Here is a 13,696-nt window from a genome sequence, read left to right as displayed (position 1 = left end):
GGTGAACTACTCTTTTTAGACTAAACTGGACTCTCAAAATAAGCTTCCTTACCAATCTTGAATTGAACGTCTCCTGCAAGCAAATTGTTGATTTTTGTTTTGAAGTCATCAATCACATGATTTGAAATGGCGGTGCTTACCCGAACACTGGTGTCATATTCAACGTTAGTAATTGGTAGATTATTTTGTTTAAGAAAATATTGGAGTTTATCATTTAACTTATAGGATACTGAAATAGTAAGTGCAGTTTTAAGCGTCATTTTACTAATTCCAACCCTTTCAATCACATCCGATGCCGAGTTACTATATGCTCGAATTAGGCCACCAGCACCTAGTTTGATGCCACCAAAGTACCTTGTTACTACGATTACTGTGTCGTGAAGCTCCATGTTTTTAATGGCATCCAGGATTGGAATCCCGGCAGTCCCACTGGGTTCGCCGTTGTCACTTTCTCGCTGGACATCATCATTTGGGCCAATGACATAGGCAAAACAATTGTGGTTAGCCTTTTTATTTTGGTTTTTGATACTGGCGATGAATGCTTGAGCACTCGCTTCGTCCGTGACACGAGATACAGAAGCAATAAACTTTGATTTTTTGATAATAATTTCATTTTGACCAGCTTGTTTAATGGTTAAAAAAGAATTTTGCATTAAATTATTCCTGTTCTTCGTATTTAAAAATGGAGGCGGATAGTTAATGATCAAAGATCAAAAAGAACTAATGGGAAGACTTACGCCAAGCACTTTGATTGATCCGATGCTTTTAAGTGATCCACTTCTTAATTTTGAATTAGCGGTAACGGTTAATCAAACTACTATTCATTGTAACCGATGTGGATTCAATTGTGAAAAATCAAAATGTGAACTTCCCAATCATATTTTTTACTGCCCCAATTGCATCGAAATGGGGCGAATTGATTCTTCGATGAAACTGGTTAGTGTCCTAGAAACAAATCGTGTTGTGGTTCCAAGTAATGTTTTGACTTGGGATGGGACGCTAACTGTAAATCAAAAAGACTGTGCGTTAAGGATGATTGAATCAGTAAAACATCACCGTGATCATCTACTGTGGGCGGTTACTGGAGCGGGTAAGACCGAGATGCTTTTTCCGGTATTAACATGGGCGATTGAACGTAAATTTCGAATTGCCATTGCTTCTCCCAGAGTTGACGTGTGTTCGGAACTTTATCCGCGTCTTAAAGCGGCTTTTTCTAACCTTGATATGGTTTTATTACATGGTAAAAGTAAGGATGATTACCGATATTGTCAACTAACTGTCTGTACGACCCACCAACTCATGCGTTTCTTTCATGCTTTTGATTTATTGATTATTGATGAAGTTGATGCGTTTCCATTCGTTAACAACGTTAACCTGGAGTTTGCCGTAAAGCATGCCTTAAAGACTACGGGACAAAGAATCATGTTAAGTGCCACTCCAAGTAAACGACTGAGAACCCAAATCACGCGTGGAAATGGAGATATGAGTTATTTGCCGATCAGGTTTCATGGTCATTTATTGCCCGTGATTAAAGTTCACTTGTCAAGAAAATGGCGGATGCAATTATCAAAGGGAAGGTTACCCCATCAATTAATTAAAATGTGTCAGCGTAACGTTGCAATTAGAAGAAGATTTTTATTGTTTGTTCCTAAGATTAAAGATTTACCGGTGGTTGATCGGATTTTAAGCAAACAAATCCGTGGTCCAAAGGTATGGGAATGTGTTTATTCTGCTGACAAGAAACGAATGGAAAAGGTTCAAGCCATGCGTGACCAGCAAGTGTTATTTTTGGTTACTACGACCATCTTAGAACGAGGAGTGACTTTTCCGGATATTGATGTAATGGTACTGGGAGCCGACGATGAGGTCTTTTCTACGTCGTCATTAGTTCAGATGGCAGGAAGAGTGGGTCGAAAAAGGACCAGACCGACCGGTAACGTTGATTTTTTTGTGGGCAGTTTTTCAAGACGAATTACTAGCGCCCAAAATGAGATTAGGGCTATGAATCGCAGAGGGATGAAATTAAAAAATAATGAATAAATGTTTATGGTGTAATCAAATTATTAGAAGTGATATGAGGATTTCCTTTATTTTAAGTTTTCGTTCCTTTGTCCCGCCAATTATGTGTGATGAATGTCAAAAAATTTTTTGTCCCATTGATTTAAAAACGGCGTGTCCAGATTGTGGCAAGCAGCAAGTGAAATTAGAGTTGTGTGATGATTGTAAAATTTGGGAAGATCAATCTGGTCCCAAATTAATTAATCATGCGTTGTTTCCATATGATGAAGTGAGTGATTATATGGCTCGGTACAAGTTTCAGGGTGATTATCGGTTAAGGCGACTATTTCAGAGTCAGTTTCAGTCTTTTATATTTGACCATAACGACGGCGGTATGATTGTTCCCATCCCGATTAGTAAGAAAACGTTTGAGGTGCGAAAGTTTAATCAGGTTGAGGGGTGGTTAGCTGGTGTGAAATATCAAAAGGTCTTAGGAGCGGTGTCAAAAAAGGGCTTACCCCAGTCCAAAAAAGATAAATTTGATAGGATGCATTTAAAACAACCATTTTACGTTGAGCCGGAGTGGTCGACTAACAACCTACGTGGGAGAAAGGTTTGTTTGATTGATGATGTGTATACGACTGGAACCACCCTGCACTTAGCAGCTAAACTGTTATATTCGTATGGGGTTAAGAAAGTCTCAAGTATTACCCTTGCACGTTAGTATTGATTGTTATTTAATCGATTAGAATTTATAATAGTTATAAGAGATTCGTTTGAAGACAATGATACTAAGCATAGGAGAGATTAAAATGCTTGAAACTAAATTAAGAGGTGATGATGTTGAAATCACCAGTGATCTCCGTGATTACATTAATCATCACGTCAAAACAATTGATAAACGTTTTGATGTAAACGTGAAAGGGACTGCTCATGTTGATCTTATGAACTATTCTAACGAACGAATCAAAGCTGAAATCACTATTATCCTACCGAACTTCTTACTGCGAGGTGAGGGCAACTCTGATGACATTCACAAAAGCATTGATATCGCGATTCACGATATCCAGCAACAGATCGATAAATATGGCTCAAAGGTAAATGAAGAATTAACTGAGCATAAGTTATCCCACGTTTTTAATGATCCCGATAAACGATTAGCTGAATCTAAGATCGTTAGGAAAAAGCGGATTCCTTTACAGAAGATGACTTCGGAAGATGCCATTATTCAGATGAATTTGATTGGGCATGATTTTTTTGTCTATGTTGATGTCACCGATGGCACCACTGATATTGTTTATCGAAGACATGATGGGGACTATGGGTTAATTAAAACCGATCGTTAGAAAAAACAGAAATATCATATTTCTGTTTTTTTGTGATGAATTTTTAATTGATTTGATAAAATGTTAGAATAAGAAAATAGACTGAGAATTCGAGAAACAAAAACGGTTTAGACACTAGAGGAGAAATCAATCAATGGCAACAAACCTTTTAAAGAAATGGGTTGAAAGCGACAAAAGCGAACTGAAACGATTAGGAAAGCTCGCCGATAAGGTCAGCTCATACTCAGAACAATATCGAAAATTAAGTGATAAGGAATTACAAGCTAAAACTCCAGAATTTCAAAAGCGTTATCAAAATGGTGAAAGCTTAGATGACATGTTACCTGAGGCTTTTGCGGTTGCCCGTGAAGGTGCCAGACGAGTGCTCGGACTAAATCCATTTCGAGTCCAGATTATGGGTGGAATTGTCCTTCATGAGGGTAATATTGCTGAGATGAAGACTGGTGAAGGGAAAACGTTAACGGCTACAATGCCCGTCTACCTGAATGCTTTATCAGGGAAAGGTGTTCATGTCGTTACGGTTAATGAATACCTATCACAACGTGATGCCACTCAAATGGGACAGTTATACAATTGGCTAGGCTTAACGGTCGGGGTGAACTCGGCTGATAAGAATCCGGAAGAAAAACGAGCTGCCTATGATAGCGACATCACTTATTCAACTAATAGCGAGATTGGATTTGATTATTTAAGGGATAACATGGTGGTTTATAAAGAAGATCGGGTTCAACGCCCACTTAATTTTGCCATCGTAGACGAAGTTGATTCGATCTTAATCGATGAAGCCAGGACCCCATTGATCATTTCTGGTGAAGCTCGTGGGTCAAACAAGCTTTACATGCAGGCAGATAAATTTGCCAAGACACTAAATCCTAAAACGGATTTTAAAGTTGATTTAGAGACTAAAACGGTCTCTTTGAAGGATGTTGGAATTGAAAAAGCTGAAAAGTACTTCAATTTAAATAACCTTTACGATACGGAAAACACTGCTTTAACCCACCATTTGGATCAGGCTTTACGTGCCAATTACGTGATGGAAAAGGATAAAGACTATGTTGTCTCAAAAGACGAGGTTTTAATCGTTGATTCCTTTACCGGAAGAATCATGGAAGGTCGTCGTTTTTCAGATGGGCTTCACCAAGCACTTGAGGCTAAAGAGGGTGTTACCATCCAAGAAGAAAGCAAGACGATGGCTAACATCACCTATCAAAACCTATTTAGACAGTACAGTAAATTAGCTGGAATGACTGGTACCGCTAAGACAGAACAGGATGAGTTTCGAGAAATTTACAACATGGATGTCATTGCGGTTCCAACCAATAAACCGGTTGTTAGAATTGATGAGCCAGATGTTTTGTATCCAAGTTTGGAATCAAAATTTGACGCTGTTATTGCCAAAATTAAAGATTTACACAAACGGGGACAACCAATCCTGATTGGTACGGTTGCGGTTGAAACTTCTGAATATCTTTCAGAGCGACTTGATGAAGAAAAAATTCCTCACGTAGTTTTGAATGCAAAAAATCATGCCAAAGAAGCTGACATTGTTGCTAACGCCGGTCAAAAAGGAGCTGTTACCATTGCAACCAACATGGCCGGTCGTGGAACTGATATTAAGCTTGGACCTGGAGTGGTCAAATTAGGTGGATTAGCGGTTATCGGGACCGAACGACACGAGTCACGAAGAATTGATAATCAATTACGTGGACGTTCTGGAAGACAAGGTGATCCTGGTTATTCCCAATTCTATCTTTCACTTGAAGATGATTTGATGCGTCGTTTCGGATCAGATAAGGTTAAAAGCATTCTCGATTCGATGAAAGTTGAGGGCGATGATGCGGTTATCCGGAGTCACATGATCACGAAGCAGGTCGAATCGGCTCAAAAACGAGTTGAAGGTAATAACTATGATTCACGTAAAAACGTGTTAAAGTACGATGATGTGATGCGTCAACAACGTGATGTAATCTATGGCGAGCGTAGTAAGGTGATTGACGAAAATAAGTCACTTAAGTGGGTTATTATGCCAATGATCAAACGAACGGTTAATCGAATTGTCAACTTGCACACTCAGGGAGATCAAAAGAAATGGGATCTCCAAACCATCCTTGATTTTGCGATTAATTCATTAGTTAGTCCCGATCAAATTAGCATTGATGACTTGAAGGGAAAATCAAGTGATGAAATTAAGGCATACTTGATGGGACTCGTTGATACTGAGTATGATAAGAAAGAAAAAGAGCTCCAGGATCCAGAACAGATGCTTGAATTTGAAAAAGTGGTTGTGCTTAGGGTGGTTGATTCACACTGGACTGACCACATCGATTCAATGGACCAATTACGAGAGTCAATCGGTCTTCGTGGTTATGGTCAATTAAACCCGTTAGTTGAGTATCAACGTGAAGGATTTAGAATGTTTGAAGAAATGGTCTCTGATATTGACTACGATGTCACTAGGTTGTTTATGAAAGCTGAGATCAGACAAAATATGGAAAGATAGTTTAAGAACGGAGGACTTTTGGTCTCCGTTTTTTCATCTTCAGGAGTATGAAATGGAATTAAGTGAAGCACGTGGACAGGTCGAAAAGATTAAAAAAGCCGTAGCTGGCTTTAGGGGGTCACTTTGACCTGGATCAACTAAGTGAAAATATTTCGGTTAATGAGGCTAAAATGGCTGAACCGGGATTTTGGGATGACCAAAGAAAAGCCCAGAAATTAATTGATGAGAACAATCGATTAAAATTAAAATATGATAATTTTAATTCACTGGCTAAAAAGGTGGAAGATTTAAAGGTTAACCTCGAACTCCTTGAAGAAGTTAGTGATGATGATTTAAAGAAAGAGTTCGATGACGAATTAGCCAAGACCCAAAAGGAACTTAGTAGTTATCAGCTGAGTTTACTTTTGAATGGGAAATACGATGAAAATAATGCAATTGTTGAGATCCATCCTGGAGCTGGTGGAACTGAATCACAAGACTGGGGGTCCATGTTATTTCGGATGTATCAACGATGGGCCGAACAAAACGGCTTTTCGGTTTCAGTCGAAGACTATCAACCAGGTGACGTTGCTGGGATCAACAGTGTGACATTTTTAGTATCTGGAACCAACGCCTATGGTTACCTGAAATCAGAAAAAGGCGTTCACCGGTTAGTGCGGATCTCACCCTTCGATTCAGCAGGGCGGCGTCATACGTCGTTTGCCTCCGTTGATGTTATGCCAGAGCTTGATGAAACCGTGAACGTTGACATTAACCCAGAAGATCTCCGGATTGATGTTTTTCGATCAAGCGGTGCTGGTGGACAGCATATTAACAAAACCTCTTCAGCGGTTCGAATTACCCACTTACCAACTGGAATTGTCACCTCAAGTCAGGCCCAACGTTCACAATTACAGAATAGAGTTACAGCGATGAATATGTTAAAATCAAAGTTGTACGAACGTGAACAAGAGAAAAAAGAAGAAGAGAAAGCCAAGATTGAGGGTAAGCAGCTTGATATTGGTTGGGGTTCACAAATTCGTTCTTATGTTTTTCATCCCTATACAATGGTTAAGGATCATCGGACCAATTATGAGACTGGTAATGGTCAAGCAGTGATGGATGGTGATTTGAATCCATTCATTAACGCGTATTTGCAGTGGAATTTAAAACAGAAGAACCCAAAATAACGAAAAAGGAAGTTCATTATGTCAGTTGCGACTAATATTTTGTTTTTTGTCTTTATGCCAGCTTTTTGGTTTGCACTTATTCGCGTTTTCTTCGTTTACAATCGAAGAGTAAATCGAGAACGACGCTTATTTGAAAGTGCTGTTAACCCTAAATTTCACGAAGGATGGGTCTTTTTTAAATCATTAATTGTGCTGGGAATTGTTGGATCAATTTTAACTGCTTTGGTTGGGATTGAAGTGTCCTTAAATTGGATTTTATTATATGAATTATTGATCGCCATTAGTTTACTGATCCCAGGAATCTTAGTGCCGACATTGATCTTATTTGGATCAGTTTTTGTTGGGGTCTTCTTCAATGATTATTCAATCCCGATGATTAAGGGTGGCGACTTTATTGGTGCCGTGAATATGAACGCATCAAGATCGGCCAATTACTTAGCCTTAATCACAATCATGCTGGTTCTAATGTTTATCTTTTTGAAGATGAATGGTAGGACAATTAACTCTCCTCAGGTTTCAAAGAATCGGCGCGGAAACCGAGTGGCATCTTATGGATACAATGAGTTAGCTGTGATTCCGCTGGTACTGATGATTCCTGGTAAATTAATCGAAACGATCGTACCAATGTGGCCAGTTTTTAATATTTTTGGTGCACATGTAACCTTCTTGGTTGTTCCGTTTTTGATTGGTTTTCGCTTCAAGTTTGTTAACCATTTGCCAAATGAATTAATGCCACGGATTTCAAACGCGATTGGAGAACTCGCATTGTTAGCCATTTTACTAACGGCGGGTGCTTACTTTATGAGAAATAGTTACTACGTTATCATCGCGATTGCTTTATTGGCAGTGGTTTATGTAATCATCATGTATCACTTCCATCGCGTTGACCGAAAGACTGGGAATCAGATTAGTCAAGCGGTTGATGGAATCCGAATCATTGGGATTAAACCCCGCACTCCAGCCGATAAGATGGGACTTAAAACGGGTGACTTAATTGTTGAAGTTAACAATGTTCCGGTAAATTCGGAAAGTCAATTGTATTCTGCTTTACAAGATGATCCGACCTTTGTTCACATGAAGGTTAAAAATCGTAAGAATCAATTAGAGATTAAAGAAACGGCAATTTACGATGGTTCACCGCATGAGATTGGAATTGAAATGTTTCAAAATAATTAGTTAGAAGCACCCAGTTAATGGGCGCTTCTTTTATTTTGCATAAAATTAAGAACCGCCTAAATTAGGTCTGATTGTGTTAGAATTAAGTAAATTAATTTTATTTGGAGGTAGGTCCAATGGCTCAGAGTGTAACGGTAGCTGATTTAGTAAAGAACACTCATCTTAGTGTCTTTTGGGGTCGTGAATATTTAGACCGTCCCATTACCACTAGTGACATTTCACGTCCGGGACTGGAATTGACTGGATATTTTAACTACTACCCAGCCAAGCGAATTCAGATCTTTGGGATAACTGAAACCTCATTTGCAAAGGGAATGAGTGATGAAAAATTAAAAGAAGTAATGACCAAAATGTGTCAACCAGAAACGCCTGCATTTGTTATTTCTACTCAACTAGAACCACCTGAGCAGTTAGTGGCAGCCGCCAAAAAGGCTCACATTCCAATCTTAGGTTCAAAGTTAACCACCTCTAGAATTCTAAGTAATATGACGACGTATCTTGAAGCTAAGTTAGCCGAAAGAAAGTCCATTCATGGTGTTTTGGTTGAAGTTTATGGACTTGGTGTTTTAATTACCGGTGATTCTGGAATTGGTAAGAGTGAAACGGCGCTAGAACTTGTTAAGCGTGGTCATCGTTTAATTGCTGATGATCGAGTTGAGGTTTATCAACAAGATGAGCAAACCTTGATTGGTCAAGCTCCCAAGATTCTTAATCACTTACTAGAAATTCGTGGGATTGGAATTATTGATGTAATGAACCTGTTTGGTGCCGGTGCCGTTCGTTCTCAATCAAAAGTGGACTTAATCGTTCATTTGGACCAGTGGAACAAGGATACTAAGTATGATCGGCTTGGGACCGACCGTGAAACAACTCGAATCTTTGACGTTGATTTGAAGAAATTGACGATTCCGGTAAAACCCGGTCGAAACTTAGCCATTATCATTGAAACCGCTGCGATGAACTTTAGGGCTCGTTCAATGGGATACGATGCGACTAAGGTCTTTGATAACAATTTAAATGAATTAATCAAAGAAAATGCTTCTAAAAACAACCAGGAGCAAAAACACGAAGAACAAGCAGTTGAACAAAATAAGAAAGATATTAGCCAAGATGCTAATAAGGATCCTGAATAGGAGTGGAAGTTGTGTTTAGCATATTGGCATTAAATCCGGTTGCAATTCATCTCGGACCAATTGCGGTCCACTGGTATGGTATTTTTATCGCTGCCGCTGTCTTGATTGCCGTTTACCTTTCAATGAAAGAAGCTAAGCGACAACACTTAAATGAAGATGTCTTATATGATTTGATTTTGTGGGCGATTCCAATTGCGATTGTTTCGGCTCGAATCTATTATGTGGTTTTTCAATGGGGTTATTATCGCCATCATCTAGATGAGATTATTCAAATTTGGGATGGTGGAATTGCCATTTATGGAGCTTTAGTCGGGGCTGGATTATTTATTTGGTGGTTTTGTTTTAAACATCATTTGTCAGTCTGGCAGATTTTAGATATTGCCGCTCCAACCGTCATTATGGCTCAAGGAATTGGTCGTTGGGGTAATTTCATGAATCAGGAAGCATTTGGAGCGGTAACATCACTTCAATTTTTACAGCATTTACATTTACCTGACGTTATCATCAATCAAATGTTTATTAGCGGGGCGTACCGCCAACCAACGTTTTTATATGAGTCACTTTGGGATTTAGCAGGATTTGCTGTCTTGATGATTATGAGACATGCCCCGCAGTTCTTTAAGCGTGGGGAAGTTTTTTTAAGTTACGTGATGTGGTATTCGTTTGGACGTTTTTTCACCGAGGGCATGCGGACCGATAGTTTAATGTTATTCGGGGTAATCCGGGTATCACAGTTGCTTTCCATTTTATTATTCGTAGTAGCACTATTTGTTTTAATTTATCGTAGACGAAACGACCAGTTAGTCTGGTACTACGGTAGTTAAGTGATTTGTAGGAGATAATTTAAATAATGACAGAAAAAATCGCAGTACTCGGTGCAGGATCATGGGGCAGCATGCTCGCCGATATTTTAGTTGAAAATGGGCATGAAGTTAAAATTTGGTCGAAAAGCAAGGAACAGGTGGATGAGTTAAATAATCAGCACACTAATTCCCATTACATCAAGAACTTTACCTTTCCAAAAGAGATGAAAGCTTATGCTGACATGGAAGAGGCACTTAAAGGAGCCGATGATGTTTTATTCATTGTTCCATCACAGGCAACTCGTTCGGTTGCAAATCAAGCTAACAAAATTTTGGGCAAGTTAGAAATGAAACCATATATCATCCATGGAAGTAAGGGCATTGAAAAGGGTACCTATGATCGAATGTCTCAGGTATTGCAAGAAGAAATTGATCCTCAAAATCGTAAGTCGATTTCAGCCCTTTCTGGACCTAGTCAAGCTGAAGATGTTGCTAGACGTGATATTACCTTAGTTACGGTTGCGAGCGATGATATGCCATCTGCTGAGCATTTTCAAAAATTATTCATGAATGATTATTTCAGAATTTATACTAATAACGACATTATTGGAGTTGAACTTGGTGGGGCTTTAAAAAATATTATTGCATTAGGAGCTGGAGCCTTGGTAGGTTTGGGTTACGGTGATAATGCAAAAGCAGCCCTCATGACCCGTGGTATTGCGGAAATATCACGTTTAGGTGTATCATTTGGTGCGGACCCATTAACTTTTAGCGGATTGTCTGGTGTAGGTGACGTGATTGTCACCGCAACTAGTTCTGATTCTCGCAATTGGCGGGCTGGTTATCAGCTCGGCAAGGGTAAGAAATTGGATGACGTTGTTAAAGACATGGGCATGGTGATCGAGGGAATCGACACCAATCAAGCTGCATTTGAATTATCAAAACAACGTGGGGTAGAAATGCCCATTACATCCGCAATTCATGCAGTAATTAATAATGAAGAAACCGTTTCTGACGCGATTTCTAATTTAATGTCTAGAGAGGGACGTTCAGAACAAGGTTAATTATAAAAGGGGTATATAAGAAGATGAAAAAAGTAACTAAAGCTGTTATTCCTGCCGCTGGTTTAGGAACAAGATTTTTACCTGAAACGAAAGCACTTCCAAAGGAAATGTTACCAATTGTTGATATTCCAACCATTCAATACATTGTTGAAGAAGCTAAGGCTTCTGGAATCAAAGACATTGTCATTGTGATTGGTAAGGGCAAGCGTGCCATTGAAGATCATTTTGATTCAAACGTAATGCTTGAAGAAAACCTTGAAAAAAAGGGTAAAGAAAAGATGCTCAAGTCAATTCAGAAGACTAATGATATGAACATTTACTTTATTAGACAATCTTATCCACGTGGACTTGGCGACGCTGTTTTAACGGCCAAAAGTTTCATTGGAAATGATCCATTTGTGGTTATGCTTGGAGACGACTTGATGGAAGATACGACTCCGCTCACCAAACAATTGATGAATAGTTACGAAAAGACGGGAGCTTCAACCCTTGCCGTTATGAAAGTCCCTCATAAAGAGACTTCTAAATACGGAGTAATTGAACCAGTTAGCGAGGTTTCAAAGGGACTTTATAATGTGAGAAACTTCGTTGAAAAGCCAGATCCTAAGGACGCTCCTAGTGATTTAGCAATTATTGGACGTTACTTGTTAACTCCACAGATCTTTGACGTTTTGGAACACACTAAGCCAGGTAAGGGGAATGAAGTTCAGCTAACCGATGCCATCAATACCTTAAATCAAACTCAAAGAGTGTTTGCTCATGAGTTTAAGGGTGATCGTTACGATACCGGCAATAAGCTTAGCTGGCTTGAGACTAACATTACCTTTGGTTTAAAACACCCTGAAATTGAGCAAGAATTACGTGAATACATTAAGAACCTTGGTCAAAAGCTGACTAAGGAAGACGAACAACAGAAAAATTAGATTAAAATGCCGACTTTTGCCGGCATTTTTTATTTTGAAGTATAATGATTAAACATTTAATTCAGTTTATGATAATATAATTTTGTACAATTGATATTAGTCAAGGAGGTTTTTGGTTATGAAAATTAAATTAGGTGGACTACCAGTATCATGGTTAATGGGTGATGATCAACCAAAGGTTGGCGATTATCTACCAAAATTTACCGTAAAAAATGCTGAAGGGAAAGATGTTACGACTGATGATTTAAAGGGTCAGACAACGTTGATTAGTGTGGTTCCTAACTTAAAGACAAAGGTATGTAGTTTAGAAACTGCTCGTTTTAACCAAGAAGCATCAAAGTTTAAGGGAATTAAATTTGTTACCATTTCAAATAACCCAATTGAATACCAAAAAAATTGGTGTGCCGCTCACGGTGTTAACAACATGGAAATTCTTTCTGATTTTAATGGTTCATTTGGAAAAGCCATGCACTTATACATCCCGGCTTTTGGTCACTTAGCTCGGGTGGTTTACTTGGTAAATGCTGAAGGCAAAATTTTGTATTGCCAAGCAGTTCCAGAAATTACTCATCAACCAAACTACGAACCAGTTCTTGACGAGTTAAAGAAAGTAACAAACAATAAATAATGATTGAGGCGATATAATGGCAAAAAAGTATGATGTAATTGTAATCGGTGCTGGTCCAGCAGGAATGACGGCAGCATTGTATGCATCACGAGCCGAACTATCTGTATTAATGCTTGATCGTGGGATCTATGGTGGACAGATGAACAACACCGCCGAAATTGAGAATTATCCCGGATTTAAATCAGTCTTAGGACCAGATCTATCTAAAAAAATGTACGATGGGAGTACTCAATTTGGTGCTGAGTATGGCTACGGAACCGTTACGGGCATTGACATTGATGGCGATAAGCGGATTGTTAAGACTGAAGACGGTGACTATGAGGCTCCTTCTGTAATTATTGGTGCTGGTTCTGAGTACAAGAAACTCGGAGTTCCCGGTGAGCAAGACTACAGTGGGAAAGGTGTTTCTTACTGTGCGGTTTGTGATGGCGCCTTCTTTAAAGGCGAAGACGTTGTTGTCGTTGGTGGCGGTGACTCTGCGATTGAGGAAGCTACTTATCTATCCAATATCGTAAAGCACGTTACGGTCATTCACAGACGTGATCAACTTCGGGCCCAGAAGATTCTGCAGAAGCGGGCCTTCGATAAGGACAATATCGATTTTGTCTGGAACAGTAACGTTACTGATATTGAAGGTGACGGTCAAAAAGTAACCGGGGTTGCGGTTAAAAACAACCAGACTGGTGAAACCACTAATATTAAAGCTTCTGGTGTGTTTATTTACGTTGGTATTTTACCAATGACAGCTGCCTTCAAAAACCTTGGCATCACAGATGAACAAGGTTGGATCGACACGGATGATGAAATGAAAACTAAGATACCTGGTGTATTTGCGGTTGGTGACGTGCGAAAGAAACACTTACGTCAAATTACGACTGCAGTCGGCGATGGCGGAACTGCAGGTCAAGGTGTTTTCAATTACGTTGAAGAGCTTAAAACTAAAGATTAAACGAAAA

13 protein-coding genes are annotated in these 13,696 nt (G+C 39.1%); 12 read left to right on the top strand and 1 reads right to left on the bottom strand.

Features of this window, described 5'->3' with window-relative positions; all coding sequences use genetic code 11:
- Positions 1–20: 20 nt before the first annotated feature.
- Complete coding sequence (locus AC6UDG_RS06100; RefSeq protein ID WP_500694448.1) at positions 21–653, bottom strand: YigZ family protein; 633 nt, start codon at positions 651–653, stop codon at positions 21–23.
- A 46-nt stretch (positions 654–699) separates the two neighbouring features.
- On the opposite strand from AC6UDG_RS06100, the gene AC6UDG_RS06095 reads away from it, so the two are divergent.
- From AC6UDG_RS06095 to trxB, 12 genes are all read left to right on the top strand, one after another.
- Positions 700–2,040: an ATP-dependent helicase ComFA gene (locus AC6UDG_RS06095; protein WP_500706805.1), complete on the top strand. Its 1,341-nt coding sequence runs from the start codon at positions 700–702 to the stop codon at positions 2,038–2,040.
- A gap of 259 nt (positions 2,041–2,299) precedes the next feature.
- Positions 2,300–2,722, top strand: coding sequence for a ComF family protein (locus AC6UDG_RS06090; protein ID WP_500706804.1), 423 nt, complete (start codon positions 2,300–2,302; stop codon positions 2,720–2,722).
- Between the two features lie 88 nt (positions 2,723–2,810).
- Positions 2,811–3,344 (top strand): ribosome hibernation-promoting factor, HPF/YfiA family, encoded by a 534-nt coding sequence (gene hpf / locus AC6UDG_RS06085; RefSeq protein WP_500694445.1) that lies wholly within the window; start codon positions 2,811–2,813, stop codon positions 3,342–3,344.
- Positions 3,345–3,477: 133 nt separating this feature from the next.
- Positions 3,478–5,844: a preprotein translocase subunit SecA gene (gene secA, locus AC6UDG_RS06080; protein ID WP_500694444.1), complete on the top strand. Its 2,367-nt coding sequence runs from the start codon at positions 3,478–3,480 to the stop codon at positions 5,842–5,844.
- A 52-nt stretch (positions 5,845–5,896) separates the two neighbouring features.
- Positions 5,897–7,013 (top strand): peptide chain release factor 2 gene (gene prfB, locus AC6UDG_RS06075; RefSeq protein ID WP_500696122.1). Its coding sequence is split into 2 segments (ribosomal slippage): positions 5,897–5,968 and positions 5,970–7,013, totalling 1,116 coding nucleotides; the frame shifts between segments, so codons are not numbered across the junction.
- An 18-nt stretch (positions 7,014–7,031) separates the two neighbouring features.
- Positions 7,032–8,189, top strand: coding sequence for a PDZ domain-containing protein (locus tag AC6UDG_RS06070; protein ID WP_500706803.1), 1,158 nt, complete (start codon positions 7,032–7,034; stop codon positions 8,187–8,189).
- A 116-nt stretch (positions 8,190–8,305) separates the two neighbouring features.
- Positions 8,306–9,322: an HPr(Ser) kinase/phosphatase gene (gene hprK, locus AC6UDG_RS06065; RefSeq protein ID WP_500694441.1), complete on the top strand. Its 1,017-nt coding sequence runs from the start codon at positions 8,306–8,308 to the stop codon at positions 9,320–9,322.
- Between the two features lie 2 nt (positions 9,323–9,324).
- A complete protein-coding gene (gene lgt / locus AC6UDG_RS06060; protein ID WP_500706802.1) occupies positions 9,325–10,146 on the top strand; it encodes a prolipoprotein diacylglyceryl transferase in 822 nt (273 codons plus the stop codon).
- A 26-nt stretch (positions 10,147–10,172) separates the two neighbouring features.
- Positions 10,173–11,189: an NAD(P)H-dependent glycerol-3-phosphate dehydrogenase gene (locus AC6UDG_RS06055; RefSeq protein ID WP_500706801.1), complete on the top strand. Its 1,017-nt coding sequence runs from the start codon at positions 10,173–10,175 to the stop codon at positions 11,187–11,189.
- A 23-nt stretch (positions 11,190–11,212) separates the two neighbouring features.
- Positions 11,213–12,112, top strand: coding sequence for a UTP--glucose-1-phosphate uridylyltransferase GalU (galU, locus tag AC6UDG_RS06050; RefSeq protein WP_500694438.1), 900 nt, complete (start codon positions 11,213–11,215; stop codon positions 12,110–12,112).
- Positions 12,113–12,230: 118 nt separating this feature from the next.
- Positions 12,231–12,740: a thiol peroxidase gene (locus AC6UDG_RS06045; protein WP_500694437.1), complete on the top strand. Its 510-nt coding sequence runs from the start codon at positions 12,231–12,233 to the stop codon at positions 12,738–12,740.
- A gap of 16 nt (positions 12,741–12,756) precedes the next feature.
- Positions 12,757–13,689, top strand: coding sequence for a thioredoxin-disulfide reductase (gene trxB / locus AC6UDG_RS06040; RefSeq protein WP_500699851.1), 933 nt, complete (start codon positions 12,757–12,759; stop codon positions 13,687–13,689).
- Positions 13,690–13,696 lie beyond the last annotated feature (7 nt).

This window comes from Fructilactobacillus sp. X2R1C1 (assembly GCF_059901435.1).
Note: the sequence above shows the minus strand (reverse complement) of the source record. Positions and strands in the feature narration are given on the sequence as shown.